Here is a 25,654-nt window from a genome sequence, read left to right as displayed (position 1 = left end):
CCTTGGACATCACCGATCAACGCCCGGGTCATACTGTGGACACACCCGTTCAAATCGCGGCTGAACCGGCTCGAAACGCTTGAATTTCTTAGCCCTTCGTTTAACTGTACGCACTTGCGAGATAAATGATGCGCGGGCCTTGCAAAGGCTGGGTGAACCGCGCCGGATGGATGAGTTCATGACCGATCAAGCTATTGGATCTGGCCAGAAATCGCCCCAGGCTGGTTTGCCCGTTGAAATCATCCTGGCCCAACCCCGTGGCTTCTGCGCCGGGGTTGAGCGCGCCATTGAGATTGTTGAGCGGGCCCTGATCAAGCATGGACCACCGGTCTATGTGCGCCATGAGATTGTGCACAACAAACGGGTGGTCGACACCCTTCGCGCCAAGGGTGCGGTCTTCGTTGAAGAGGTTGATGAGGTGCCACCGGGCGCCGTCACCATCTTCTCCGCCCACGGTGTGGCTGAGCAGGTTGAGAGTGATGCCGCCGAGCGAGAGCTCGATGTACTGGACGCCACCTGCCCGCTGGTTAGCAAGGTGCATAAGGAAGGCCAGCGCTACGCCGATGATGGGTATGAGGTTGTTCTGGTCGGCCATGCCGGTCACCCTGAGGTTGAGGGCACCATGGGCCGCATTGATGGCACGGTCCATTTGGTTGAGACCGAAGAGGATGTTGCCAAGCTGAGCCCGAGTGACCCAGAGCGCCTCGCCTATGTTACCCAAACGACGTTGAGCGTTGATGACACCCGCGGGATCATTGAGGCGCTCAAGAGCAAGTTTCCAGCCGTGACCGGCCCCGATGTTCGGGACATCTGCTACGCGACCCAAAACCGGCAAACCGCCGTTCGTGAATTGGCGCGGCAGGTTGACCTGATCCTGGTCGTGGGTGCCAGCAACAGCTCCAACTCAAACCGCCTTGTAGAGCTGGGTCGTGACTCCGGCGTCGACAGCTATTTGGTTCAAGATGCCAATGATGTTGAGGCCGGTTGGCTAGATGGGGTCGAGACCATTGGCCTCACCGCTGGCGCATCCGCACCAGAGACCGTGGTACAAGAAGTCGTCACGCGCATCTCTGAACTACGCACCACCAATATCCGCACCCTCGACGGGGTGATTGAGAATATCCGTTTCAAGCTGCCTAAAGCCCTGGCCGATGTGTCAGCGCCGGCCGCCGAATAACTCACCGATAGGTTAGACAGTCCCATGGGCATTCCGTTCCGACAGCAAGCAAGCATCGCGCTCTACCTGATGAAGCAAAAGCTCAAGGGCAATAAGCGCTACCCGCTTGTCCTCATGCTTGAGCCATTGTTCCGCTGCAACCTGGCCTGCGCCGGCTGCGGTAAGATCGACTATCCTGAGCCGATCCTGAACCAACGGTTGAGCGTTGAGGAATGCCTTGAGGCCGTCGATGAGTGTGATGCACCGGTGGTTTCCATCCCTGGTGGCGAGCCACTGATCCATAAGGACATCGTTGAGATCGTCAACGGCATCACCGCGCGGAAGAAGTTCGTCTATCTCTGCACCAATGCGCTGTTGATGGAGAAGAAGCTCAAGCAGTTTAAGCCAAGCCCTTACTTCAGCTGGTCTGTCCACCTGGATGGTCTGAAAGATCACCACGATAAGGCCGTGTCCCAGAAGGGTGTGTTTGATCGTGCCATCTCAGCGATTAAGGCCGCTAAGGAAGCGGGTTTCCGGGTTAGTGTCAACGCGACCATCTTTGATGGGCATGGTGCGGAAGATGTCGCCGACTATCTCGATTACCTGATCGAGCTCGGCGTTGAAGGCGCCACGATCAGCCCCGGCTATGCCTATGAACGGGCACCGGATCAGGAGCACTTCCTGATGCGCAGCCGGACCAAGCAATTGTTCCGCGATATCTTCAAGCGCGGTGAAGGCAAGAAATGGCCGCTCAGCCACTCTTCCCTCTATCTGGATTTCCTGGCTGGCAATCAGCAGTACCAGTGCACCCCATGGGGCAACCCAACCCGGAATATCTTTGGCTGGCAGCGCCCCTGCTATCTGCTGAATGAGGGTTATGCCAAAAGCTTTAAAGAGCTGATGGATGAGACCGAGTGGGAGCAGTACGGCACCGGCAACTACGAAAAATGTGCCGATTGCATGGCCCATTGTGGCTATGAAGCTACCGCGGTTGAAGATGCGTTCAAGAACCCGTTGAAGGCACTCTGGGTCAGCATGCGCGGGCCAAAGGTGACCGGTGAAATGGCGCCCGAGATCGACCTGAGCAATCAGCGCCCCGCCGAATTCGTCTTTGAGAAGGTGGTTGAGGAAGCGTCCGAAACCCTGCCAGAGGCCCCGGTTAAGAAGAAGCGTGAAGCAGCGGCCGCCGCTGGCCGCTAAGCTCTTGCTGCCTAGTCCAAGAAACCGAACATACCGCCGTCTAGCGACCCGATCTTCGCTAGGCTGCTGATCGCTGTCTTGGTGTCACCAGCCAGCTGGATAAGTGCTGGCAGGTTATGCGGGCGTCTCAAAAGGCCGAGCAGAACGGGTCCTACCCGCTCATCACCGTAGGGTGTGAGGGCATTCCAGGCAGCAGGTGGGATCACCCGGTTATGGGGATCGGCAATGGCCCGGACCACGATAAACGGTAGGCCGGCACGCATCGCCTCATAGGCTATGATATGGCTCTCCATATCCGCTGCAATTGCTGCTGTCGCTGCATTTAAGCGCATCTTGCCCTGGGGGTCGTCAACGATATGCTCAACCCCAACGATTGGGCCTTGGATTAGCTTGATCTCAGCCTCTTTGGCTTTGTTCCAAAGACGCTTGCGCCAGGCGCTGTTGGTTTTGATTAGGTCCCCGGTTGGCAGCTGTACCGTGCCCGCCGCGATAAGGTCGCCGGGTTCAAGCCCCCGATCCAACCCAGCCGCGATACCAAAGCTAACGAGGCCGCCACAACCCAAGGCAACCAATTGCTGGATCACGGTTTTGATGCGCTTTGCATCCCCGCCAACCGACGCGACAATCACACCATCCTCGGCCAGATGCTCATCCTCCGCCAGGCGCCCCGGCGATGGATTGCTTAGGCAGTCCGCCTCGCGCAACAGACCAGTGATGACGCCAATCCGTGGCATCCGGCAATATCCTTAAAAGGAGAAACAGATGGGCCTACATGCCCCAATCGGTTCGGTCACGATTGCCGGCCGATAGGTTGCGATACCGGGACAGTGCCCAGAGTGGGAAGTAAGCGGCATAGCCGTGATACTTCAGATAGAAGACCCGCGGGAAACCGCCACCGGTATAGAAGGTCTCCTCCCAACAGGCACCATCACGCTGCGCCTTCTGAAGATAGGCAACACCCTTGGTCACGGCTGGGTCATACACCTCACCGACCGCCATCAGGCCAAGCAAAGCCCAAGCGGTCTGTGATGGCACGCTTTCCTTCACCAAGCCCCGATGTTCAGACCAGTAGGTCGCGCAATCCTCGCCCCAGCCACCATCGGGCTGCTGCATAGACTTCAGCCAATTCACCGCCTGCTGAATGTATGGCGAGCGGGAATCCTCACCCATCACATTGAGAGCGCAAAGCACCGACCAGGTGCCATAGACGTAGTTCACGCCCCAACGGCCAAACCATGAGCCATCGGGCTCTTGCTCACGCTTAAGGTAGTCAAGGCCACGTTGCATAACGGGGTGGCGGCTGGAAAAACCAATCTGCGCCAAGGCTGAAAGACAGCGGGCGGTTACGTCAGCGGTCGGCGGGTCAAGCAAGGCACCGTGATCAGCAAATGGGATGCTGTTCAGATACTCATAGGTGTTGTCGACGTCGAAAGCACCCCAACCGCCGTTCCGGCTTTGCATGCCGATGATCCACTCCACCGCACGGCGGATTGGGTGCGCATAGCGATCCGGATCGTGACGATGCATCGCCATGACAACCACCGCTGTATCATCAACGTCGGGGTAGTAGTCATTGCGGTATTGGAAGGCCCAGCCACCGGGACGCAGATTTGGCGCGCGGTTCGCCCAATCACCACGGCAATCGAGGATCTGCCGCTCTACCAGCCAATCAAGTGAGGCCTGAACCGAGGCACGGCTATCAGGGGTTGCCGCCTCAAGCATCGAATGGGCCGCGAGGCAGGTATCCCAAATCGGCGACAGGCAAGGCTGGCAATAGGCCATGTCCTTTGCCTCATCGATGATCAAAAGCTTCTCAATGCTCTTCAGTGCGATTTGGAAGTCAGGATGGTCACGTTTGTAGCCCAGGGCATCAAAGGCCATCACGGCATTGGCCATGGCTGGGAAGATACCGCCCAGACCGTCCTCACCATTCAGGCGCTCTAGAATAAAGCGCTCAGCCTTGGCGATCGCCTCATCCCGTCGGTTGCCCTTAAATAGCAGCGGCTCGGCTTTCTGCAGGACCTTGTCGAGGGTGATGAACACCTCACCCAAAGAAGAGCCAGTTGGGTTTGAGTTGAAGCGCTTGATCTTCGCCGGGTCGCGTAAGAACAGCTCTTTGATATCGATGCCACGCGGGTTCTTCGCCTGGGGCTTTAGCGCCATGATGATCAGCAGTGGCGCGATCACGGTCCGGGACCAGTAGCTCACCTTCGACATATGGAAGGGGAACCAGTCCGGCAGCAGCATGATTTCAACCGGCATCACCGGCACGGCACGCCAGGGCAGCTGACCAAACAGGCATAGCGCGATACGGGTAAAGACATTGGCGGATTCAGCGCCGCCAGCCTTATGGATCGCTTCCCGGGCCTTCACCATATGCGGGGCATCAGGGTCATCGCCGATAATCTTCAGCGCGAAATAGGCCTTAACCGACGCGCTGATATCCATCTCACCATCATGGAACAGCGGCCAACCACCGCCTTCTAACTGGCGGGAGCGCAGATATCGGCCAATCTTCGGCTCCAGCGCGTCGTCGGGCTGGCCCAGAAAATGGCGTAGGAAGATGTACTCCGACGGGATGGTTGCATCGGCCTCAAGCTCAAAGACCCAGTGACCGTCATCACGTTGCAAGCCTTGAAGCGCGGTGCCCGCCTCTTCGATAAGGGCGTTGAGGGCATCAGCATCAATCGGCGTATCGTCATTGACGGCACGCCCATCGGTCACCTGATTATCTGCTGAGGGATCGAGCGGATTAAGGGCCGGATCAACCGCCGCACTCGATCGCATGCCACCATCCATCACAAGTACCGCAACCCATTACGCTTGGCGCTTTATTACGCCTTAACGTTCACTTGAAAAACCGACTGCCGCCGACCATCCGGCGGTCTTAAAACAACATCACCATTATGCGGCACTGATTAGACAGTGTGCAGCGCAACAGAATGGCCATGTGTGATCTGGCCGGGAGCAAGCCACAACTGTTGCAAAGATGCAATGATACACTGGCTAGGCCGCATATTTCACAACCGCTTCAGCGGCCAAACGTCCCGATCTGGCCGCCCCTTCAATCGTGGCTGGCAGACCGGTATTGGTCCAATCACCGGCGATAAACAGATTGCGCCAGCCCGTGACCGCCCGGGGCCGCTTTGCCACGTTGTCTGGGGTCTGGGTAAAGGTCGCCCGCTTCTCCCTAATCACACGGTAGGCTGGCAGTGCCTGACTAGCCAAATCGAGTACTGGCGCAATCTCCGCCCAAATCGATGCCGCTAAGGTTTCATCATCACCCGGCGGCAGATGGCGTGCAGCGCTGACCGTCACACTGATCAAGCCGTCGCGCAGGAAAACCCATTGCGCAGTCGTACCAACCAAGCCAACAACTGGAACCGTGTCGTCTTTCGGCGCCTGATAATCCGGTAGGCGGAAATGTAAGTTGAAGATCGGCTCCCCCTCCTCCGGCACCGGCAAGTCGGGGACTAGGCGGCTTGCAGCAATGGGCGGGATGGCAAGCACAACGGCGTCCCTATCGCCCAAGGTAATCTCAATGCCATCGCCACGCTCAACGGCGGTAACGCAGTGATGGTTCTTGGTGAGCTGGCGGATATCGCCACGGAAATCGATCTGGGCGCCCTCATACTCTAGCCAGGCGGCCATGGGCTCAACAATGTCCGGGCCCAACCCGTCCTTAGCGATGACCGGCCGGGCGTAGCGACCGCCACGCAGCACCGTCTCCTTCAAAACCTGGCGCATCAGACCGGCATCGGCCTCAGCCACAGGGAGATTGAGAACCGCGAGGATCAAGGGTTCCCAGAACCGGTCCATCATCGATCCATCGGGCAACAAATCGCCAAGCCGTGCGGACTTACCGGCCAACATGATCTTAAGCAGGCCCAGATAGTCCATCGGCCTACTGTCAGGCACACGGCGATCGGGATCGAATAGCCAGCCGGGCCATCTACCGTCATCCATGGCGAGTGCCCAGCTTTTGCCTGTGGCCGGTTCAGCAAATCGATAGGTTGCGTCAGCCCCCACCAACAACCGGTCGCTAGCCCCCGCCAACTCAACCAGGGAGAGAATGTCGGCATTGCCCGACATCATGAGGTGATTGCCGTTATCGATCAGGCAGCCAAGCTGGGCATCCTCAAACGATCGGCACCGACCACCCAGCATGTTGCTGCGTTCATGCAAATGGACGTGATAGCCCGCCTTGGTCAGATGCATACCGGCAGACAGGCCAGCAATCCCGGCACCGATGATGTGCGCGGTTGGCCTGTCTCGCTGTGCTGATTTGGTTGCTTGATCACCCATGGTGATCGCTGCCTAGCGCAGCAGGCCCTGCATGGCCAGCCAAAGCTTACGTGCCTTGGAGTATCGCAAGGTTGCGAGCGGATCGCGCCACCCCCGCCTACCCATATCCTGGAGATAGCGGCCATAGACGCTCCACATCACCAGGGCCGGACGAATGGCGCGCTTATCAAGGGTCGGTAGCATCGCCTCGCAGCCCTCAAACAGCTTGCCAGCCTGCTGGGCCAATTCCTCACAAACCTTACCCAGGTTCGGATGCTCAAGCGTCTCGAGCAGCGCCTCTTCATTGTCAGGCACCGGCACATCATGGGCCGCCAGCATCTCACGCGGCAGGTACAGTCGCCCGCGCGATCCATCCTCTGCAATGTCCCGCAGGATATTAGTCAGCTGGAAGGCATCGGCGAGGTCGAGGGCGAATTGGTCATGCGCCTCATCCGGCGAACCGTCATTCGGGCTGAACACCCGCATCGACAGCAGCCCAACGGTCCCTGCCACCCGACGGGTGTATAGTGATAGGTCTTTGTGACTTGGCGCCATCATTTGATTGGTGGCATCCATTACCATGCCATCAATCATGCCGATGAACTCTGCCTGGGGCAGTTCAAAGCTGTAGATTGGCTCGAGCAATGCGAGGGTGGTCAGCCAATTGGGCCCATCCTCATAAAGCTTATCAATCTCCTCCCGCCAAAGGCGCAGGCGCTCCTGCCGGTCCTCTGCGGTGGCATCAAAATCATCGGCAATATCATCAACTTCCCGGCAGAAGGCATAGATCGCGTGCATCGCATCACGCTGCCCACCGGATAGGATGGCCATGCCTGGCCCAAAGGAAGTGCCGGACTGCGCCACCACGGCGCGGACATGCTCAAGCGCCCGCTCCTGGCAGAACCAATCATCAGTGCAGCTGGCGATAATGGCCTCGGGATCATCCTCGACCAATTGATCGGCAACCTCTGATGTCATTGCACCCATGAATACCCGCCTTACGCTGCCCGGCGGCGACCGAAGAAGGCGCCCTTTAAAGCCGTGGTCAGCATTTGGATTTTATCTAGCTTAACCCGTTCCGCCAATGGGTCACGACGCCTTAGCTCACCGCTAAGCCGTTCTGCCAGCGCCTGAATGGCCGCCGTCTCCATCGCCAAACGCCGGTCAGCCATGGCCCCCGCCAGGCTTGAGGAGGTGGTCAGAAGCTCATCAACACCGTCCAACAACTGATCAACAATCTGTCGCAAAGCCGGTGGCATTGCCTCCCCAGCTAGATCCTCAACCTTTAACCCAGCCTCTTCCAGCATCGGCTCAGGCACATAAACCCGATCGATCTCGAGGAGGTCTTCTTTCAGATCCTGAAGGTGGTTGATGATCTGCAGCGCATTACACAGCGCGTCAGATGCGGGGTAGAGCGATACATCCTCACCATGAAGGTCGAGCAAGAAGCGCCCAACCGGCGCTGCTGACCGCAGGCAGTAATCGATCAACTCATCCCAATCCGCATATCGACCCTTCACCGAATCCTGCCGGAAAGCATCGATCAAATCCTGGCAATGCTTGGGCGTAACGCCGGTTCTCTCAAGCATGATCCGACAGCGATGCCCGGCGGCATAGGCCTGGTCATGCGTGGACTGTCCGGTGACGGCAGCCTCAAAACCATGGAGCCGCTCAATCTTCTCATCCGGCTTCAGATCAGGGCTATCGGCCACATCATCGATGGTTCTAGCAAAGGCATAGAAGGCCATGACATGAGGCCGATGCTTTGCCGCAATTAGGTGGGAGCCTACCGGAAAGTTCTCGGTATTCGACCATTTTCCAGATGGTGTCGCGGCATCGCCAAGGGTGTCCGCCGACGCCATGTTCGACGTCGGTACTGCGTTTGTCATGCCTGATTACGTCCCTTCCATTGGCCGCCGCGGCCCTGCCAATACTGCCGCGCGCTATCCAAGGTCATCGCAGTATAAAAAGAGGCTGCTAATGGAAGCAAGACGGCCTCTAACGGGTTGCGCCCAAACCACCGAAGCATTGGCAGATAGGCAATGGCGATCATCCCCCAAACAACAAGGGATACAGCGATCATCATCGGATTCCCGAGGCTTAGCCCAAACAGCAAACTAATCGGTGCCATCAAGAAGACGAGGATCATCCCAACCACAGTGCCGATGAGGCGTAAGCTGGAATACTCAAGCTGCGTAAAGGCCGTGCGGGAAACCATCTGCCAGATATCAGCGAGGCCGTCATAGGGACGAATTGAGTACTGGCTCTTACTAAGCCCCAGCCAAATCGGCTTATCACCAGAGCCCTTAACCCTGGCTGCCAGGGTGCAGTCATCGATTAGCGCGTTGCGCAGACCCGGGAACCCGCCAATCCGGTCGAGTGCCTCACGCCGCAGCAAGACACAGCCACCAGCCGCACCGGCCATCGACTTCTGCCGGTCATTAATCCAACGGAATGGGTAGAGCATCTGGAAGAACAAGATGAAGGCCGGGATCAACAGCCCTGGCCATCCCCCCTCATCCTTCAGGCGTACCATGGTGGAGACCAAATCATGCCCGCCGCCTATGGCTTGGGTCACAAGACGGGTCAGTGCAGCGGTGTCATGGGCAATATCCGCATCTGTCAGCCACCAATACTCGGGCGCCTCTAGCTCTTGCTGTGCGTGTCCATGGGCCTGATGAAGCGCATACATCTTGCCGGACCAACCCTCGGCTGGGCCGGTGCCATCAACAGCAATCAATCGTCGCTGACCCGACCCACGGGTGCTTGCAAGGGCCTGGATCAATGCGCCGGTGTTATCTTCACTGGCGTCATTGGTGACAACGATATCGAGTGGGCCGGGATAATCCTGCTCCAGGATAGAACCTAAGCTGGCTTCAATAACATCATCCTCATTCCGCGCCGGCACCAAGGTAACCACACGCGGCCATACCGTCGGTGGATTGGCGGATGGTGGGTGTTCAGCATCCAACCTTTGATCACACCGCCAAAATCCACCATGGAACAGCAGTAGATAAAGCCAGATAACAGCTGACAGGCCGAGCAGCAGCCAGATGAAGGTCATTAATGGTTCTCAAACCGCCGCATCTGCTGGGCAATCATCGGCAGGTGGCTTTCGGTATACTGAACGCCGATATCGATTAGCTCATCCGCTTTCTGGAAGTCTAGGGCACCATAGGGTCCGAGCGGCGGCTCAAGCAGGATATCTGGCGGATCAGCGGCAAGCCGTGCCCGCGCCATACGGTCTTGGAAGATATCGAGTGAGCCAACCAGTATCTCAACCGGGTTTGGTCGGGGCGCGCGCTTGCTGGTTAGGCTATCCAGCCAGGCCTTACCGCGATCACCAAACATGTTGGTAAAGCTTCCTTGCAGCCAGTTCTTCGCTTCTGGAGACGGTGCTGGTGCCGTGCCCTCATCCATCCCTTCCGTGCTCTCCAATCGTGGCAGGCTAGAAAGGTCGGCGTTCAGATTAATCGCGATCACGATATCGGCCCCCATTGCGCGGCAAACCGATACCGGCACAGGGTTCACCAGGGCGCCATCAACCAACCAGCGACCATCACGACCAACCGGCGGCATCAGCCCGGGCATGGCAGCCGAGGCCCATATAGCTGACTTTAGTGACCCCTTGTTCAACCAAACCTCCCGACCACTGGCGAGGTTGGTGGCAACACAAGCGAACGGCGTCGACAGATCCTCAATCACCGTATCGGCGATATTGGCCTGCATCTCCTTTGCGATCCGCTCAGGTGCCACGAGGCCACCATTGGAGAGGCTGATGTCCAGCATGGTGACCATGTCGAACAGCTTCATGCTGCGGGCGTAGCTGGTTAGCTCATCAAACTGATCCGTTAGCAAAGCCGCCCCGGTAATCGCACCAATGGAGGTTCCAGCGACCATGTCCGGCTTAAGCCCAGCCTCTCGCAGCACCTTCAGCACCCCGATTAGCGCCCAGCCCCTGGCGGCGCCGCTGCCTAATGCTAGGCCAATCTTGGTCTTGGATGGATCGTGGTTCAAAAGCATGGCGTGACTGCCCCGGGGCGTAATTGTTTCCCGGGCTCTATAGCCCAGGCGTTTACCTCAATTGGGGTTTACGCTAAGCCGCCAAGACGTGCCACCATGGTTGCGTTAGTGGCACTCACCGCCCGTCCAAAATCGATAGCGAACCGTTCATGAGCGACCGCGTCAAAATTGAGCCAAGCACAGCGCCGCACGATCCGTGGCAATGGATGCTGGATACCTGCTTACCATTCTGGGCAGAGCGCGGCGTACACCCAACCCATGGCGGTTTTATTGAGTTTCTGGATGCAAGCCTGACCCCCGCTATCGACGCTGAATCAAGGCTGCGCGTACAGGCAAGACAGGTATATGCATTTTCCCACGCATACGGACTGTCAGCAGACCCTAGATGGCGAGAGGTCGCCGAACGCGGCTTCCAATACCTGACAAAGCACGGCTGGGATCAAAAGCTAGGCGGCTGGATGCATAAGCATGAGGCAGACGGAACGATCACGGATCGCCGCCGTGATGCCTATGACCATGCCTTTGTTCTGTTCGCCCTCGCCCATTACGCCCATTGGGTTGATGCAGATGCCGCAGCCCCATTGATCACCAAGACGCTGACCTTTCTTGATCAAGAGATGGCGGATCCCATCAATGGCGGCTTTGTTGAGGAGCGGCTTGAGGACAATGGCAGCCTGTTGCCGGCAGCAACACTGCCACGGCGCCAAAACCCCCATATGCATCTGTTTGAAGCGTTCTTAGCGCTCTATGAAGCCACAGGAGATGATAGCCACCTGCAACGAGCCGATGCGATCCATGATCTCTTCACCAAGCACTTCAGCAGCAAAACCGATGGATCGCTGATCGAATACTTTAACGAGGATTGGTCTATCGCATCCGGCGATGCAGGTACGTTGCGTGAGCCGGGGCATCAGTTTGAATGGGTTTGGCTGCTGCACCGTTATGCCCAGCATCAACCTAACAGGCGCGAGCAGGCTCTTAAACAAGCCACGGCCCTGTACCAGTTCGCCAAAGCCAAGGGCGTCTTCAACCTGCCCGACGGCTACAAGATTGCGCTGGATGAGGTTGATCCGAATGGAGCTCAATTAAGCGACACCGCCCGGCTCTGGCCCCAGACGGAGGCCATTAAAGCAGGCCTGGTTATGGCCGATTTGGGCGAATCGTCGGATGGTTTAGCCGACGCTGTATTATCCAGTATGTATCAACACTACCTGGACGCCAGGACCGGCCATTGGTGTGATCAGATTACCGACAAGGCTGAGCCCGTTAGCGAAACCGTGCCTACGAGCAGCCTTTACCACCTGATGATGGCGCTAACAGAGTGGCAAGCCCACCGTGGCCAGGGATGATTTTTTGTGACGCATAATGCGAGGGAACCAGCCGTGCTGCATCGGTTCTCGTCTGTTCCTTAGGAACATGGTACCAATCAGTTATGAGTGATTCTGAGACGACGACACCAGATCAAGCCAAAGGCGCGGGCGCAAAGCCCCCCGTTGGCGCTGCTCGCCCCGCACGCGCATCCCGGGTTTTGGCAGGCGATAAGAATGATCGTCGTCGTGGCGCACTGCTGAAGTCTTCGGGTGAAAAGCCTGCTAAAGCAGATAGCAATGGCAGCTCAAAGCGCCCGACGCTCAAGATTAACAAAGACGATAACGGCAAGCCTGAGCAGCGGAATTCAGCTGCCGCCAGCCCGATTGATCTGGGCGCCAATCAGCGCAGCATTAAGTCCTTACCCTTCGTCGATCTTTATCTTCGGTTAGATTCCGAGGGTGAGGCGCGGTTCTGTCCCATGGCACGTAAGGGCATGCGCCAAGGTAATCTGCTGGTCCCTGGTGCCTACAAAACCGACCTAGAGCGCCTACGCCAACAGATCGTCAATATCGAGAAGGATGACTACAGCGTCATACATGACGGTATGCGCCTGCGTGGTGCCCGCCGCCGTATCTCAAATGGCCAGATTTGGACCGCGTTACGCCGCGTGTCAGATGATGTGCCGACCTTGGAAGAGCTGCGCTTTAACCCACAGCTGATCCCACACCTCAAAGGTGTTGGTAAGCGCACGGGTCTCGTCATCATCTCCGGTGCAACCGGCCATGGTAAGACCACGTCTTGCACCGCCCTGCTCAGCTATTTTCTGAAGACATACGGGCACTTAGCTTACACCCTTGAAGATCCTGTTGAGTACCAATTACAGGGTGAGCATGGCGAAGGCGGCTATTGCTTCCAAACCGAAGTAGACAAGGATGCGGATTGGGCCATCGGCCTGAAATCAGCATTGCGTTGGCACCCACGCTACCTATTGGTTGGTGAGATCCGCTCATCGGATGCGGCCAATCAGGTGCTACGTGCGGCAACCTCGGGTCACCTCGTGTTAACTACGATGCACGCTGGGTCGATTGAGGAGACACTCAACGCCATTGTCCAGGTCGCTGAGCTAGCGCTTGGCAACCGAGCGACGCAGCTGCTTGCTGACGGCTTGGTCTGTGTTCTGCACCAAACCTTGCGCTCATGGGGACCGTTTGTCCGGTTCCTGTTCACCGAGCCCGATAACCCAGGCGACCCGGTTCGGGCCTGTATCCGGGACAATAAGATTGAGCAGCTAGGCACCTATATCGCCCAGCAAGAGACCATTGTCTTTGGTCCAGACGCTTACGATCAGCGCCAGCGCGATAAAACCCGCGCCTGACGCATCCCGATATTCATTCTTAGAAGCTGTTATCGCCGTCCAGAAGGCCACCGATATTGCCGAGGACGGAGCCCTCACCCTTATCGCGGTTCCCACCTTGCGGTGCGGCAGCGAACATACGACGCGCTAAGCGGCTGAATGGCAGGCTTTGCAGCCAAACCGTGCCAGGTCCACTAAGCTTGGCGAAGAACAAGCCCTCACCACCAAACAGCATGGTCTTCACGCCGCCTGTCTGCATGATTTCAAAGTTGCAGCTACCGGTGTAGCCGACCACACAGCCGGTATCGATGTGCAGCTCTTCACCCGCCTTAAGGTCCTTACGGATCACCGACCCGCCGGCATGGAGGAAGGCCCAGCCATTACCGGTCAGCTTCTGCATGATGAAGCCTTCACCGCCGAACAGGGCGGTTAGGACTTTCCGCTGGAAGTGAAGATCGACCGAAACACCTTTGGATGCGGCGAGGAAGCTATCCTTCTGTGCGATCAGCTCTTCGCCCAATTCCTCAAGGTTCACCGCCACGATGTTCCCCGGATATGGGGCACCGAAGGCAACATGGGCCTTACCCGCACCGCCCTCATGGGTGAACACGGTCATGAACAGGCTCTCACCGGTCAGCACGCGTTTTGCAGCACCGAAGGCCTTGCTCATAAAGCCCTCATCCTGATTGCTGCCATCACCAAAGATGGTCTGCATCTCAATCGTCGGTGTCTTGAACATCATGCCCCCCGCCTCCGCGATGGCACTCTCACCGGGGTCGAGTTCAATCTCAACAAACTGCATCTCATTCCCGACGATCCGGAAATCAATGCCCTCGGTCACGCCCGCACCACCAAACCCAGCAGATGCCGTCTCAACCTCCAAGTCCCGGTCACCGCGAGAGATGCCAGCATCAAAGCCCGGCGGTAGATCAGCACCAGGTGGCGGCGCATCAGGGCGCGGCGCCATCTTTGATGTGTCCGTAACCGGGATCGCCACACCATTACCGTCAACCGCCTGAACGGCACGGATCTTTTGTGACGGGCGCCAGACGGTCTTACCGTTCAACCAAACCCAAGAGAATGGATCAGCCTGGATCAACTCCTTCACGGTTTGGGTATCATGGGGGCCGGTTACACCAGCGTTGGTCGCAAGCCACCACTCAGCCATGGCCTAGCTCCTTACTCTTAGAAATTGTTTCTGAGCCCACGCGCCTATGGTGACAACGCGGCATTGGAAATGTCGGACGAAGCTTACCAGATCAGAAGAGTTGATACAGGCGGCTGATTAAGGCTTCACAACACAGACATGACAGCGCATCTCTGTGCTCTACGTTGACAATTGATGGCCCGGATAGCAGAAGTCGCGACAGCTTCGCATCTATGATGGCTGCTGGATGCGGGTGGTACGCAAGGCAGCGGGTTAGAACTGGACTAGATTGATGAACAAGATGACGACATCTGCGGATTTACCTGCCGGTGAGGCCCTATCAACCGATGTGGTGATCATTGGTGCGGGCCCCGTCGGCCTATTCGCCGTTTTTGAGCTCGGCCTACTCGACCTCAAATGCCATCTGATCGACATTTTGGACAAGCCTGGCGGCCAGTGTGCTGAGCTTTATCCCGAGAAGCCAATCTACGACATCCCCGCCCTCCCCATCGTGACCGGCCAGGAACTGACCGACCGGCTGATGGAGCAGGCCGCACCGTTTAATCCGCAATTCCACCTTAATGAGATGGTGGTGGAGCTGCAGAAGACCGAAGACGGCGCCAAATGGCGGGTTGCGACCGACCAAGGCACGGTGATCGAGGCCCCGGTCGTTATGATCGCCGCTGGCGGCGGCAGCTTTATGCCGAAGAAGCCACCACTCGCCGATATTGAGGCGTTTGAGGGCACCTCGGTCTTCTATGCCGTTCGTAAGATGGAGCAGTTCCGGGGCAAAAACCTGCTGATCGCCGGCGGTGGCGACAGTGCCCTAGATTGGACCCTGAACCTGGAGCCAATCGCCGAGAGCCTAACCCTTGTCCACCACCGCGATGGCTTCCGTGGCCACCCGGACAGCGTGAACAAGATGCGTGCCCTGGTTGATGAAGGCCGCATCAAGCTCGAAATCGCGAAGATGAAGCAGCTGAATGGCGAGAATGGCCAACTGACCTCAGTCGGTGTCGAGAGCAAGGACAAGGGTGCTTACGACATCCCTTGCGATACACTGCTGCCATTCTTTGGCCTGACCATGAAACTCGGCCCCGTTGCCGATTTCGGCCTGAACCTCCACGAGAACCTGATCCCCGTGGATACCGAGAAGTTTGAGACCAGCCAGCCCGGCATCTTCGCCATCGGCGACATCAACTGGTATCCGGGCAAGCTGAAGCTGATCCTCTCAGGCTTCCATGAGGCCGCCTTGGCAGCACAGCAAGTGTTCCGCTATGTGCGCCCGAATGAGAAGCTGCGCTTCCAGTACACCACCTCAAGCTCTGACCTGCACAAGAAGCTCGGGGTCTAAAAGCTGATGAAAATCAAAGTTGTAGACCGCGACGGCAAAGAGCACGAGCTGGATGCCATTGAAGGCTGGCGGGTGATGGAAATCATCCGTGATCACGGCCTGCCGATTAAGGCTGAGTGTGGCGGCGCCTGTGCTTGCGCCACTTGCCATGTCTATGTGGATGCCGAATGGGAAGATCGCCTGCCCGAGCCGACCGATGAAGAGGTTGATATGCTCGACAGCGCATTAGAGGTCGAGGACAACTCCCGACTCTCCTGTCAGCTGATCTTCAATCCTGACTATGACGGCCTGAAGGTAACGCTAGCGCCCGAAGATATGTAGGCGCAGGCAATCGCCTGTTAGACGAGCATCCGTGACTGGATTAACCGGCGATACTCACCCGGCGTAAGACCCACATGCTTACGGAACACGGTGGTAAAGCGGCTTTGGCTGCTAAAACCGGCCTGCTTGCCCACCTCTGCCAGCTTCATCTCGAAATCCGAAAGCATTCGCTTTGCATGGCGCATCCGACGCTCTGTCACATACTGGTGCGGCGTCATACCGGTGCTGTGCTTGAACGAGCGGGCGAAGTGGAATGGGCTCAAGGTCGCTTGCTGGGCTAACTGATCGACCGAGAGTGCCTCAGTCAGATTGCCCTCAACGAACTCCATAACCCGGCGTAGATTGAACGGCGCTAGGCCACCACGCTGGTTGGCTTGCTGGCCGGGGCCAAATGGCACAACGGTGGCGCCGGTATCGATGTGTTGGGGTGCCCGTGGGTCACGCCCCGGGGTAATCGCTTGCCCCTCCATACCGTCCAGCTTCTCCAACAAGGTCTGGCATCGAACGGTGGCGTTGATCACATGACCACGATGTAACTCCCGCACTAGGCTTAGCCCGATGCGTTCAATATCGCTGTGATGACCACCTTGCAGGCCACGTCGACGCTGTGGTGCCTCGCCAATGCTGGTAAAGCCGTCGGAAGGCTGCCCATCTGTACCGGTCGCGGTAGCGTCATCAGTACCATCGGAATCAAACCAAACGAGTAACAGCGGACCACCGGCATTGGTCTGGACAGAGTCGACAGTGCCTGGCTCAACGAGTGTCCAATCGCCTGGCTGGACGTCAAAGCAACCAACGAATTGCTGATTGCGCCGCATTGAGAAGCGACGCGGCAAACCCCAGTGCAGCATCAGTAGGCGCCGTCCCTCATCCGCCACAGAAAACTCAGTTGAAGGCTGCCAATTTGCATGAACCGCAGTAACCGGGCCATGGCTATCTGCTTCCGGCAGGTCAAAGACCATACCGAGATGGTCGCCATATCCGCGGTGACCGGCCTCAATTGGCGCGGAGGCTGGTCCCGTGTGGCGGTAGCTAGCCATTAAATTACCCGTAAGGTTGAGGGCTCAGAGTTTTTGAGGCTCAGGGCGCGTAAATTATTCGTATTCAACTAGTTTCTAATATTAGCATTTTGGAACATAAGAACTCAAGGCTCCCCCTTGCCGCACCAAATTGAAGCCGCCGACGCCCCTCTAAAGAAAGGACGTCGTCTTTTCATCATCTAGGCGTAACAAAGCGTTCACGTTTCTGGGGTATTCCCTTGAACTATGGAACTCGACGTTCTAAGCCGCTGGTCTTAGAGACCCAGTTATTGGAAGTAGGACGTGGCAACGCCGCGGGGCAAACCATGACAAAACAGCAATCAACAGCAATGCGGAACCAGACCCAACAGGCGGTTCTGCTCGAAATCGACGATGACGCCGTTGGCCTATTGCTCGCAGAGCGATCTGGCTTCGTTTACGACGCATCAGATTCTCGCCTGCAAAGCTGGCACGGGCACAAGTTCAGCAGCGTCGCAGAGGCGCAGACAATCTTGGCAGCCGCACTAAAACGTGCCAATGACCGCTAGATAACCCGCTGGCCATTCTGTCAGCAACGCCTAGCCTGCCAAGGTCGATATGACCGACGTTAAACCAATTGATCTGAATGCCGTTGTGACGGGTGATGGCCCGCCGCTGGTGATCCTGCATGGGCTGTTCGGCCAGGCCAAAAACTGGGGTGGGCTGACCAAAAGACTCGGCCAGCAATTTACCGTCCATGCCTTGGATTTACGCAGCCATGGCGCGTCAGAGGCAGCGAGCCCGATGACCTATCCGGCCATGGCGGTCGATTTACTCGCTTACATCGATGGCAATGACCTCGACCAACCGGCGGTGATTGGCCACTCGATGGGCGGCAAGGTTTCGATGTGTGCTGCCCTCACCCAGCCCAGCAAGATCGGCAAGCTCTTGGTGGCCGACATCGCACCCGTCTCTTACGACCACCGGTTCGATGTGTTTTTTGAGGCGCTAAGAGCCATCGACCTTGAGAACCTGAAAGGCCGACAGGCAGCTGATCAGGTTTTAACCGATTACATCGCGGAAAAGCCGGTTCGTGACTTCCTGTTGTCCAATCTTAGCCGCAACACTGATGGCGGCTGGTTTTGGGATATCGACCTCCCCTCGATTGAGGCTGATATCGATGCCATCACCGGGTGGCCAGAGGGTGTGACGGGTCCATTTGAGGGCCAGACCCTGTTTCTGAATGGCGGGGCATCAGACTACGTTACCGATGACATGCATCCGGCGATCAGTGCCTTATTCCCAAAAGCCAGTTTTGCGACGATGGACGGGGTTGGCCATTGGGTCCATGCCGAAGCACCGGCGGTATTTCTTGAGCATGTGACCGGCTTCCTCGGCTAACAGCTTAGGACAGCTTGAATCACTGGATCACCATGGGCATCTTTAAGCCATGGATCCGATGACCATGCATATCATCCACGCGGTTTTGCTACTGGCGTTGATCGGCCCGGCGGCATGGGCTTACAGCCGGGGTAATCGCCTACAATACGTTGTTGCTTGGCTGGTCATTTTTACGGCGCTGAGTTGGGGCTATCAGATGTTTGCCCCAGCTGAAGGCACCCGTTTCGATCGAATGGTTGAGGCGCGCAAGAACTACTACAATCGGGACAGTAACCGCGGCGGTGAGCGCGAAAGCGACCGCGCCGTCATGGAAGATCGACGGCCCGATAGTGCCGAGGATTATGGCAGCCGCGCATTGCAGCCCAGCAGATCAGGTGAAGATATCTAGGCTGGCTGCTTCTCACCGGCCGCGAGATAGGTGGGCGTACCGCCCTTCCCTTTAATCCCGTCAAAGACCGCCTCGGCGGCGATATCCAGTTTGGCCTGTTCTGTTCCGCGCAGGACAACACTAACGCCCGGCTTACCCATCTTTAGATTGAAGTATGGATAGGATCCAATCTCGACCCCTGGATTGGCAGCCTCAACCTCGCCGAGAAGCTCGGCAACCTCACTCTCTGGCAGGTTGCTCGCCACGGTCTTACTAAGCACGGTGGCGCCGCCAACAAGGCTTGGCAGGATGCCCTCAACCATCGCCTGGAATATCTTCGGCACGCCCGCCAGCACATGGACATTGCCGATCTTGAACCCAGGCGCCGCGCTAACCGGGTTATCGATAAGGCTGGCCCCCACCGGGATATCCGCCATCTTCAGCCGCGCATCGGTTAGGGCCGCAGGGTCGCCATAGTGTTCAGCGAGGCGGTTTCGCGCCTCCGGGTGCCGTTCCAGTTTCGTATCAAACGCAACGGCGATTGAGGCAGCGGTGATGTCATCATGGGTTGGGCCAATGCCGCCGGAGGTAAAGACATAATCGTAGCGTTCGCTGAGTGCGCGCACGGCACTCACAATCTCAGCCTCGATATCGCTGATGATCCGCGCCTCAACCAGAACCACCCCGGCATCATTCAGCTTGGTTGCCAGCCAGGACAGATTGGCGTCCTGGGTTCGGCCACTCAGGATCTCATTACCAATGATCAGAAATGCTGCCTCGACACGCTCGCCCACTTTCGCGTACCCCTCACTCGCCCAGGAGATAACTACGTCCTAACGCCACAAACTAGACCATCGCCATGGCCGAACAAGATCACCGCGTATGTTTTGACCGCCCGCTGGAGCGCGGCCGCTTGATCAAACGATACAAGCGCTTCCTTGCCGATATCGAAATGGATGATGGGCGAGAGATGACGGTGCACTGCCCCAACCCGGGTGCCATGATGGGCCTTAAGGAACCCGGCTTAACCGCCTGGGTCCTGGATAGCGGCAATCCAAAACGGAAGCTGTCCCATACCCTTGAGTTGATTGAGTATGACGGTCAGCCGGTCGGCATTAACACCAATCGCCCGAACAAGATCGCTGAGAAGGCCATCCTGGCTGGTCTGGTGCCAGAACTTACTATTCCAGCCGGACACACGCTTCGTCGGGAAGTGCCCTACGGTAAGAACAGCCGCATCGACCTTTTGATCGAGCCAGAGGACGGTGTTGAGGGTCAGCGCTGCTTTATCGAGATCAAGAATGTCCATCTACGCCGTGAAGATGTGGGCAACCGCCGGATTGCCGAGTTCCCAGATTCGGTCACCAGCCGCGGGGCTAAACACCTGGATGAGTTGATCGAGCAGCACAAAGCCGGTCACAGGGCGGTGATGCTCTATGTCATTCAACGTATGGATTGTGATCAATTCGGTATCGCCGGTGATATTGATGCGGCCTATGCCGAGGCTTTTGACCGTGCCCGAATGGCGGGTGTTGAAATGATTGCCTATGGCTGCCAAATCGATACATCGGGAATTCAGTTGGCAGGGCCAATTCCGGTGCTATAGCTACTGCCATCCAAGCCAGGACATACGATGCTGCGCAAACCATCGTCGCCCCCCTGGATATCTATAGAAGCCTCCCGTAGGATTGCGGGCAGAAGTCACCGAACAGGCGGCAACCATCATGGAACAAGCGACCGAACAACCACGGCTGAATGAGATCACGCTGCATGGCCCTGAGGGTTATGAGGGCATGCGTCGTGCTGGCCGCCTCGCAGCGGAAGCCCTGGATATGATCACGCCCCATGTGAAACCAGGGGTGACGACCGGTGAGCTTGATAAGCTGCTGCACGACTTCACCGTTGATAACGGGGCCGTTCCAGCAACGCTGAACTACAAGGGCTACACCAAGTCGAGCTGTATCTCGGTGAACCACGTGGTCTGCCACGGTATCCCAGGTGATAAACGGATCGCCAATGGCGACATCCTGAATATTGATGTCACTGTGATCCTCGATGGGTGGTTTGGTGACACCAGCCGGATGTACTTCGCCGGCGATAAGGTCAGTGTGAAAGCAAAGCGCCTCGTCGCTGTGACCTATGAATCCATGATGCGCGGTATTCAGGCGGTTAAGCCCGGCGCCACCCTCGGCGATGTTGGCCACGCCATTCAGCAATATGTTGAGGCGGAGCGCTTCTCAGTCGTCCGTGACTTCTGTGGCCACGGCCTGGGCCAAGTGTTCCACGCCCCGCCATCCGTCCTGCACTTCGGGAAGCCTGGTGAGGGTGTGAAGCTGAAGCCAGGTATGTTCTTCACCATTGAGCCGATGGTGAATGCCGGTGACTACCGGGTCAAAATCCTCTCCGATGGCTGGACCGCCGTCACTCGAGATCGTTCCCTCTCCGCCCAGTTTGAGCATTCCATTGCCGTGACTGAGGATGGCTACGAGATCTTCACCCTGTCGCCGGCCGGGCATACCGCCCCGCCCTACGCAAGCGAGAGCAACTAACCAGCGTGACTGACCGCAAGAAGGGCAAGGCGAGCGAGACAGATAACCAGGCCTCGCCGGGCTTCGCCTTTGATATGGGCCAGGATCGGATGTTGCGCCGATCCCCAGCTGATACCGACATAACCGAGACACCCGCACTTCAAGATGCCGCGCTTCCCGGCGATAGCGCGCCTAGTCTTGATGATGCTGACGCAAGCGCGAGCCCCGTCGCGAAAGATAAGCCGCATTATCACGGCCATCGGGAGAGGCTGCGGGAGCGGTTTGTTCAGAACCAAGACGGGCTGCCCGATTACGAGGTGCTTGAGCTGCTGCTGTTCTCGGCGATCCCGCGTAAGGATGTTAAGCCACTGGCCAAAGATCTGATCGCGCAGTTCGGCTCCCTCGGCGCGGTTCTGTCAGCGCCAATTGATCAGCTGACACGGCAGAACGGGGTCAGCCAGAACACGGCTGTCTTCCTGCGCGCGGTTCGGACAGCAGGCCTCCACCTCACCCGTGAAGAAGTCCTGGACCGTCCGGTGATCACCGCGTGGCGCCAATTGCTGGACTATTGCCATGCCCTCATGGCGCGGGAACCGCGGGAGCAGTTCCGCATTCTGTTTCTAGATAAAAAGAACCGGCTGATTGCTGATGAGGTTCAGCAGGAGGGCACAGTAGACCATACGCCCGCCTACCCGCGCGAGATTGTGAAACGGGCACTGGAAATTGGCTCAACAGCCCTGATTCTGGTCCACAACCACCCCTCAGGCGATCCAGAGCCAAGCCAGGCGGACAAGGACATGACCCGCCAAATCGTCGACGCGGCCCGCCCCCTAGGCATTGTTGTCCATGACCACGTGATCATCTCACGCGCCGGTCACTCCAGCTTCCGGTCACTTGGTCTCCTCTGACCAAGCTTCAAAACGCGTTTGGTCGGAGATGGCGCCGGTAATAATGCCAGAGCAGTAGTGAGGCCGCGCTGCGGTCACCGGCGAAGCGTTCACCATAGGCGTCCATCTGCTTGATATTCGGGCGTCGGTCCATGCCCGCCAGATGCTCAACCGCCAAGACTAGAGCCAGATCGCCGGCGGGCCAGATATCCATCCATCCTAGGCAGCTGAGCAGATAAACCTCCGCCGTCCAGCGGCCAATCCCCTTCAAGGCTGTTAGCTGCTTCATTGCCTCAGCCTCGGCGAGGTCAGCGAGCCCGGGCAAATCGAGCTCACCGTTCAAGATGGCTTCTGCCGCTCCACGGGCGTATCTGACCTTCTGCCGACTGAAGCCGCAGGTCTTTAGCGTGTCATCATCGAGCTTAAGGAAGGGTTCAGGCCCAAATTCTGGGCAGATGGCATGCAGCTTGGCCCACATAGCTTGGCCAGCCCGCACTGACACTTGCTGCTCCAAGATAATTTGGATCAGGCCCGCAAAACCTGGCTCCCGGGCCGCGAACATGTCGTCGACGCCCCCCTCACCAGGCTGCAATTGAAGCGCAGGTTCTATGGCGCAGACACGCGACACCGAAGCCGCAAGCGCAGCCGAATCATGCAATGATGTCATTGGGTTAGATCGGCTTCTTATTCAGAAAGCTCGATCTGGTAATCTTCAATAACCGGGTTGGCGAGCAGCTTCTCGCACATCGCCTTCACGCTTGCCTCGGCGGAGGCAGCATCGCTGGCGCTTGGCAAATCCACCTCAATGAATTTGCCCTGACGGACATCACCAACGTCATCAAAGCCAAGGCCGTGCAGCGCTTGGGCAATAGCCTTGCCCTGCGGGTCGAGAACACCGTTTTTCAGGGTAACGTGGACCTTAGCTTTCATTGTTTGTGCCGTCCTTCTTAGGCGTTGGGAATGGAACCATCTTGGCCTCGGCTGGGCCACCGCCCTCACCGGCTGCACCTTCTGGCATAATGCCGAGGCGTTGCGCCACTTCTTGATAGGCCTCAATCACCCCGCCCATATCGCGGCGGAACCGATCCTTATCAAGCTTCTCATCTGTTTTGACATCCCAGAGGCGGCAGTTATCCGGGCTAATCTCATCAGCCAGGACAATCCGCATGTCGTCAGCGCCGTATAGGCGACCAAACTCAATCTTGAAGTCCACGAGCTTCAGGCCAACGCCAAGGAACAGACCACTCAGGTAGTCATTCACCCGCAGGGTCAGCGACAGCATGTCGTCCAGCTCTTGCGGTGACGCCCAACCAAAGGCGGTGATGTGCTCTTCTGAGACCATTGGATCGTTGAGCTGATCACTCTTGTAGAAGTGCTCAATGATCGAGCGCGGCAGTACCGTGCCCTCTGGTACCGAGAATCGCTCAGCAAAGCTGCCGGCCGCCACGTTACGGACCACCACCTCAACCGGAATGATCTCAACTTCCCGGATCAGCTGCTCGCGCATGTTAAGCGGGCGAACGAAGTGGTTTGGCACCCCGATCTCGCTCAACCGGGTCATCAGATAGGCGCTGATGCGGTTGTTCAGCACGCCCTTGCCGTTCAACACCTCAAGCTTCTTGGCGTTAAACGCGGTGGCGTCGTCCTTGAAGTACTGGATCAGCAGCCCTGGCTCTGGCCCTTCGAAAAGAACCTTGGCCTTGCCTTCATAAATAACGCGGCGTCTGCTCATAAAACGTGCCCCATGGCATTCTTTGGACCGGTGAACCTGGATGGATGGGCCATCCATGGCCTTAACAGCCCTTGCCTCAACATAGCGGAATCACCAATTGCCCCCAAAATCGAGCACCGGTCCCCTGATGGTGCATCGGCGGGTGGAAACCCCGGGATAATCCCTCTGGCGCTCCCTATAGCAATGTCCTCGATTTCAAACAATCACTCGCTAGCGATAACCTGCTGCAACGCAGCGTCTTTTGCCGAGCGAAGATCGCCCACAGCGCTGAACTCTACCTCATCCGGGCGCCCAGGGGAAAACCGGAATACCGGCAATACATCAAGCTGATCCATGGCTGGCAGGGCAAGTAGGACGCTAGAGCTCGTACCAAAGCCGATATCGGTGCCGATATTCATTGCCGCCCTAGGATCATCGGCCACGCCACCCACCCGCCGGTCAGCCAGCAGATTGGACCAGGCGGACCAATCATCCGCCGATGGGTCAGGCAGAGGCGCCCCCTCAAACAACGGCAGATAATGGCCAATCCGGCTCGAATCCGTGTCGTTGCGATCGGCATGGGTAATCATGGACAAACCCTCAGGCACGGGCGCGATCCGCACCACGGGCTGATCCAACCCGGTCACGATATACGCATCCCGGTTATCGGCGATTAGCAGGTTAAACGGGCGATAGGCCTCGCCATTCAGCTCTGACAATGCCTCTGCTGCCGCATTGGCATCTGGATGATCCAGCGCCTCCAAGACCAATTCACCACGTGAGCGTTTGCCATCTGCAGGGCCCAGCGTGTGCTTGCGGTTAAGAATCGTTGCGACAACACCGCTGTCATTCAGACCAAGCCAGGTACCGCCGCCCAGTTCATCAAGGCCGCCAATCACCTCTTCCCGATCCGACCAATGCCGGGCCGGTGGCAACCAGGGACGATCAATCATCTCATCCCGATTGGCGGCCAGCATGACGGGCCATTTATCATCCATATTTCGGGCAATGATGACGCTGCACATGGCGTTTGGGTTTTCCCTCTGACGGATGCCGCAAAATCAAACACTGTTACCGGTCGGTTCAGCTTGGCAGCGTTAAACCGATACCGTACAAACAGTGGCGACCACGGTCCATTAATGCCCTTCGGCATCTAGGCTTTACGCCCAAAGCGACCATATAAGGTGCTCACGGCGCCAGCCCTATTCAGCAATATGAGGAACAAATGAGCGGTTTCGATCGTAAAAACCCAAATGACGACGCTAAATACGCCCATGACGAGCAGACGAACTTCAAGATCAATGCACGTCGCGGCAAGCTGTTCGGCCTTTGGGCTGCTGAAGAGCTGGGCCTAAGCGGCGCCGATGCTGAGGCTTATGCGAAAGAGGTCGTGCTGGCCGATATGGATGAGCCTGGTTACGAGGACATCCTCCGTAAGGTTCAGGCTGACTTCGATGCCAAGGGTGTTGAGGTGAGCGATCACCGCCAACGCACCAAGATCGAAGAGCTTTGGGCCGTTGCCCGCGATCAGGTGATGGACGAAGCCAACTAAGCGGCACGCCCAAATCCCTACAGCTGTTCCCGCCTGTGAAACACAGCCAACGCTTGGTGT

The 25,654-nt window shown here is 57.5% G+C and carries 27 protein-coding genes; 13 read left to right on the top strand and 14 right to left on the bottom strand.

Annotated elements, in window-relative coordinates:
- The first annotated feature begins 178 nt into the window (after positions 1–178).
- Together ispH and hpnH are read left to right on the top strand one after the other, a co-directional pair.
- Positions 179–1,177 carry a 4-hydroxy-3-methylbut-2-enyl diphosphate reductase gene (ispH, locus tag KI792_05360; GenBank protein ID MBV6632449.1) on the top strand — a complete coding sequence of 333 codons (999 nt, stop codon included), beginning with the start codon at positions 179–181 and terminating at the stop codon, positions 1,175–1,177.
- 24 nt (positions 1,178–1,201) lie between these two features.
- Positions 1,202–2,356, top strand: coding sequence for an adenosyl-hopene transferase HpnH (gene hpnH / locus KI792_05355; protein ID MBV6632448.1), 1,155 nt, complete (start codon positions 1,202–1,204; stop codon positions 2,354–2,356).
- A gap of 11 nt (positions 2,357–2,367) precedes the next feature.
- Here the strand turns inward: hpnH and KI792_05350 are convergent, their stop codons facing one another.
- From KI792_05350 to KI792_05320, 7 genes are all read right to left on the bottom strand, one after another.
- Positions 2,368–3,090, bottom strand: coding sequence for a hypothetical protein (locus tag KI792_05350; GenBank protein MBV6632447.1), 723 nt, complete (start codon positions 3,088–3,090; stop codon positions 2,368–2,370).
- Between the two features lie 34 nt (positions 3,091–3,124).
- A complete protein-coding gene (shc, locus tag KI792_05345) occupies positions 3,125–5,155 on the bottom strand; it encodes a squalene--hopene cyclase (GenBank protein MBV6632446.1) in 2,031 nt (676 codons plus the stop codon).
- A 207-nt stretch (positions 5,156–5,362) separates the two neighbouring features.
- Positions 5,363–6,661: a hydroxysqualene dehydroxylase HpnE gene (gene hpnE, locus KI792_05340; protein ID MBV6632445.1), complete on the bottom strand. Its 1,299-nt coding sequence runs from the start codon at positions 6,659–6,661 to the stop codon at positions 5,363–5,365.
- A gap of 12 nt (positions 6,662–6,673) precedes the next feature.
- Positions 6,674–7,627, bottom strand: a complete 954-nt coding sequence (locus KI792_05335; protein ID MBV6632444.1) for a squalene/phytoene synthase family protein — start codon at positions 7,625–7,627, stop codon at positions 6,674–6,676.
- Between the two features lie 11 nt (positions 7,628–7,638).
- Complete coding sequence (hpnC, locus tag KI792_05330; protein MBV6632443.1) at positions 7,639–8,502, bottom strand: squalene synthase HpnC; 864 nt, start codon at positions 8,500–8,502, stop codon at positions 7,639–7,641.
- A 23-nt stretch (positions 8,503–8,525) separates the two neighbouring features.
- Entirely contained in the window at positions 8,526–9,704 is a 1,179-nt protein-coding gene (locus KI792_05325; GenBank protein ID MBV6632442.1) for a glycosyltransferase, read from the bottom strand.
- On the bottom strand, positions 9,704–10,663 hold the full coding sequence (locus KI792_05320) for a patatin-like phospholipase family protein (GenBank protein ID MBV6632441.1): 960 nt from the start codon (positions 10,661–10,663) through the stop codon (positions 9,704–9,706). Before KI792_05320 ends, KI792_05325 begins: the two co-directional genes overlap by 1 nt.
- A 149-nt stretch (positions 10,664–10,812) precedes the next feature.
- Between KI792_05320 and KI792_05315 the strand changes: the two genes are divergently transcribed.
- The gene (locus KI792_05315) at positions 10,813–12,012 is read left to right on the top strand and encodes an AGE family epimerase/isomerase (GenBank protein MBV6632440.1); all 1,200 of its coding nucleotides are present in this window, start codon (positions 10,813–10,815) and stop codon (positions 12,010–12,012) included.
- Positions 12,013–12,095: 83 nt separating this feature from the next.
- Entirely contained in the window at positions 12,096–13,349 is a 1,254-nt protein-coding gene (gene tadA / locus KI792_05310; protein MBV6632439.1) for a Flp pilus assembly complex ATPase component TadA, read from the top strand.
- A 19-nt stretch (positions 13,350–13,368) separates the two neighbouring features.
- Here tadA and KI792_05305 read toward each other — a convergent pair whose 3' ends face one another.
- Positions 13,369–14,496 carry an AIM24 family protein gene (locus KI792_05305; GenBank protein ID MBV6632438.1) on the bottom strand — a complete coding sequence of 376 codons (1,128 nt, stop codon included), beginning with the start codon at positions 14,494–14,496 and terminating at the stop codon, positions 13,369–13,371.
- A 280-nt stretch (positions 14,497–14,776) separates the two neighbouring features.
- Here KI792_05305 and KI792_05300 point away from each other — a divergent pair, with 280 nt between their 5' ends.
- Positions 14,777–15,829, top strand: coding sequence for an NAD(P)/FAD-dependent oxidoreductase (locus KI792_05300; GenBank protein ID MBV6632437.1), 1,053 nt, complete (start codon positions 14,777–14,779; stop codon positions 15,827–15,829).
- Positions 15,830–15,832: 3 nt separating this feature from the next.
- Positions 15,833–16,150 carry a 2Fe-2S iron-sulfur cluster binding domain-containing protein gene (locus tag KI792_05295; GenBank protein ID MBV6632436.1) on the top strand — a complete coding sequence of 106 codons (318 nt, stop codon included), beginning with the start codon at positions 15,833–15,835 and terminating at the stop codon, positions 16,148–16,150.
- A gap of 17 nt (positions 16,151–16,167) precedes the next feature.
- On the opposite strand, the gene KI792_05290 is transcribed toward KI792_05295, so the two are convergent.
- A complete protein-coding gene (locus KI792_05290; GenBank protein ID MBV6632435.1) occupies positions 16,168–17,190 on the bottom strand; it encodes a helix-turn-helix transcriptional regulator in 1,023 nt (340 codons plus the stop codon).
- 305 nt (positions 17,191–17,495) lie between these two features.
- On the opposite strand from KI792_05290, the gene KI792_05285 reads away from it, so the two are divergent.
- The 3 genes from KI792_05285 to KI792_05275 all read left to right on the top strand — a co-directional run bounded on the left by KI792_05285 (position 17,496) and on the right by KI792_05275 (position 18,937).
- Positions 17,496–17,717, top strand: a complete 222-nt coding sequence (locus KI792_05285; GenBank protein ID MBV6632434.1) for a hypothetical protein — start codon at positions 17,496–17,498, stop codon at positions 17,715–17,717.
- 49 nt (positions 17,718–17,766) lie between these two features.
- Positions 17,767–18,549, top strand: coding sequence for an alpha/beta fold hydrolase (locus KI792_05280; GenBank protein MBV6632433.1), 783 nt, complete (start codon positions 17,767–17,769; stop codon positions 18,547–18,549).
- A 64-nt stretch (positions 18,550–18,613) separates the two neighbouring features.
- Complete coding sequence (locus KI792_05275; protein ID MBV6632432.1) at positions 18,614–18,937, top strand: hypothetical protein; 324 nt, start codon at positions 18,614–18,616, stop codon at positions 18,935–18,937.
- Here KI792_05275 and KI792_05270 read toward each other — a convergent pair.
- On the bottom strand, positions 18,934–19,710 hold the full coding sequence (locus KI792_05270; protein ID MBV6632431.1) for a competence/damage-inducible protein A: 777 nt from the start codon (positions 19,708–19,710) through the stop codon (positions 18,934–18,936). The two genes, KI792_05275 and KI792_05270, sit on opposite strands and share 4 nt — an antisense overlap.
- Before the next feature lie 65 nt (positions 19,711–19,775).
- Here KI792_05270 and sfsA point away from each other — a divergent pair, with 65 nt between their 5' ends.
- From sfsA to radC, 3 genes are all read left to right on the top strand, one after another.
- Positions 19,776–20,522 (top strand): DNA/RNA nuclease SfsA, encoded by a 747-nt coding sequence (gene sfsA, locus KI792_05265; GenBank protein MBV6632430.1) that lies wholly within the window; start codon positions 19,776–19,778, stop codon positions 20,520–20,522.
- A 118-nt stretch (positions 20,523–20,640) separates the two neighbouring features.
- Positions 20,641–21,465, top strand: coding sequence for a type I methionyl aminopeptidase (gene map / locus KI792_05260; GenBank protein MBV6632429.1), 825 nt, complete (start codon positions 20,641–20,643; stop codon positions 21,463–21,465).
- Between the two features lie 89 nt (positions 21,466–21,554).
- Positions 21,555–22,352, top strand: coding sequence for a DNA repair protein RadC (radC, locus tag KI792_05255; protein ID MBV6632428.1), 798 nt, complete (start codon positions 21,555–21,557; stop codon positions 22,350–22,352).
- A 7-nt stretch (positions 22,353–22,359) separates the two neighbouring features.
- Here the strand turns inward: radC and KI792_05250 are convergent, their stop codons facing one another.
- From KI792_05250 to KI792_05235, 4 genes are all read right to left on the bottom strand, one after another.
- Entirely contained in the window at positions 22,360–22,959 is a 600-nt protein-coding gene (locus KI792_05250; protein MBV6632427.1) for a DNA-3-methyladenine glycosylase 2 family protein, read from the bottom strand.
- A 56-nt stretch (positions 22,960–23,015) separates the two neighbouring features.
- Positions 23,016–23,261, bottom strand: a complete 246-nt coding sequence (purS, locus tag KI792_05245) for a phosphoribosylformylglycinamidine synthase subunit PurS (protein ID MBV6632426.1) — start codon at positions 23,259–23,261, stop codon at positions 23,016–23,018.
- Positions 23,251–24,063: a phosphoribosylaminoimidazolesuccinocarboxamide synthase gene (locus KI792_05240; protein ID MBV6632425.1), complete on the bottom strand. Its 813-nt coding sequence runs from the start codon at positions 24,061–24,063 to the stop codon at positions 23,251–23,253. Before KI792_05240 ends, purS begins: the two co-directional genes overlap by 11 nt.
- 203 nt (positions 24,064–24,266) lie before the next feature.
- Entirely contained in the window at positions 24,267–25,067 is an 801-nt protein-coding gene (locus tag KI792_05235; protein MBV6632424.1) for an NRDE family protein, read from the bottom strand.
- Between the two features lie 200 nt (positions 25,068–25,267).
- Here KI792_05235 and KI792_05230 point away from each other — a divergent pair, with 200 nt between their 5' ends.
- Complete coding sequence (locus tag KI792_05230) at positions 25,268–25,594, top strand: DUF1476 domain-containing protein (protein MBV6632423.1); 327 nt, start codon at positions 25,268–25,270, stop codon at positions 25,592–25,594.
- The last annotated feature ends 60 nt before the right edge of the window (positions 25,595–25,654 follow it).

This window comes from Alphaproteobacteria bacterium SS10 (genome assembly GCA_019192455.1).
Lineage (GTDB): Bacteria > Pseudomonadota > Alphaproteobacteria > TMED2 > TMED2 > TMED2.
Note: the sequence above shows the minus strand (reverse complement) of the source record. Positions and strands in the feature narration are given on the sequence as shown.

Excerpts from the sequence above, each read along its gene's own strand:
- tadA (MBV6632439.1), top strand. The coding sequence starts at position 12,096 with ATGAGTGATTCTGAGACGACGACACCAGATCAAGCCAAAGGCGCGGGC.
- hpnH (MBV6632448.1), top strand. The coding sequence starts at position 1,202 with ATGGGCATTCCGTTCCGACAGCAAGCAAGCATCGCGCTCTACCTGATG.
- shc (MBV6632446.1), bottom strand. The coding sequence starts at position 5,155 with ATGGATGGTGGCATGCGATCGAGTGCGGCGGTTGATCCGGCCCTTAAT.
- purS (MBV6632426.1), bottom strand. The coding sequence starts at position 23,261 with ATGAAAGCTAAGGTCCACGTTACCCTGAAAAACGGTGTTCTCGACCCG.
- KI792_05305 (MBV6632438.1), bottom strand. The coding sequence starts at position 14,496 with ATGGCTGAGTGGTGGCTTGCGACCAACGCTGGTGTAACCGGCCCCCAT.
- KI792_05235 (MBV6632424.1), bottom strand. The coding sequence starts at position 25,067 with ATGTGCAGCGTCATCATTGCCCGAAATATGGATGATAAATGGCCCGTC.
- KI792_05285 (MBV6632434.1), top strand. The coding sequence starts at position 17,496 with ATGACAAAACAGCAATCAACAGCAATGCGGAACCAGACCCAACAGGCG.
- hpnC (MBV6632443.1), bottom strand. The coding sequence starts at position 8,502 with ATGGCGTCGGCGGACACCCTTGGCGATGCCGCGACACCATCTGGAAAA.
- sfsA (MBV6632430.1), top strand. The coding sequence starts at position 19,776 with ATGGCCGAACAAGATCACCGCGTATGTTTTGACCGCCCGCTGGAGCGC.
- radC (MBV6632428.1), top strand. The coding sequence starts at position 21,555 with ATGTTGCGCCGATCCCCAGCTGATACCGACATAACCGAGACACCCGCA.
- map (MBV6632429.1), top strand. The coding sequence starts at position 20,641 with ATGGAACAAGCGACCGAACAACCACGGCTGAATGAGATCACGCTGCAT.
- KI792_05350 (MBV6632447.1), bottom strand. The coding sequence starts at position 3,090 with ATGCCACGGATTGGCGTCATCACTGGTCTGTTGCGCGAGGCGGACTGC.
- KI792_05275 (MBV6632432.1), top strand. The coding sequence starts at position 18,614 with ATGCATATCATCCACGCGGTTTTGCTACTGGCGTTGATCGGCCCGGCG.
- KI792_05300 (MBV6632437.1), top strand. The coding sequence starts at position 14,777 with ATGACGACATCTGCGGATTTACCTGCCGGTGAGGCCCTATCAACCGAT.
- KI792_05240 (MBV6632425.1), bottom strand. The coding sequence starts at position 24,063 with ATGAGCAGACGCCGCGTTATTTATGAAGGCAAGGCCAAGGTTCTTTTC.
- KI792_05335 (MBV6632444.1), bottom strand. The coding sequence starts at position 7,627 with ATGGGTGCAATGACATCAGAGGTTGCCGATCAATTGGTCGAGGATGAT.
- KI792_05290 (MBV6632435.1), bottom strand. The coding sequence starts at position 17,190 with ATGGCTAGCTACCGCCACACGGGACCAGCCTCCGCGCCAATTGAGGCC.
- KI792_05280 (MBV6632433.1), top strand. The coding sequence starts at position 17,767 with ATGACCGACGTTAAACCAATTGATCTGAATGCCGTTGTGACGGGTGAT.
- KI792_05230 (MBV6632423.1), top strand. The coding sequence starts at position 25,268 with ATGAGCGGTTTCGATCGTAAAAACCCAAATGACGACGCTAAATACGCC.
- hpnE (MBV6632445.1), bottom strand. The coding sequence starts at position 6,661 with ATGGGTGATCAAGCAACCAAATCAGCACAGCGAGACAGGCCAACCGCG.
- ispH (MBV6632449.1), top strand. The coding sequence starts at position 179 with ATGACCGATCAAGCTATTGGATCTGGCCAGAAATCGCCCCAGGCTGGT.
- KI792_05320 (MBV6632441.1), bottom strand. The coding sequence starts at position 10,663 with ATGCTTTTGAACCACGATCCATCCAAGACCAAGATTGGCCTAGCATTA.
- KI792_05315 (MBV6632440.1), top strand. The coding sequence starts at position 10,813 with ATGAGCGACCGCGTCAAAATTGAGCCAAGCACAGCGCCGCACGATCCG.
- KI792_05325 (MBV6632442.1), bottom strand. The coding sequence starts at position 9,704 with ATGACCTTCATCTGGCTGCTGCTCGGCCTGTCAGCTGTTATCTGGCTT.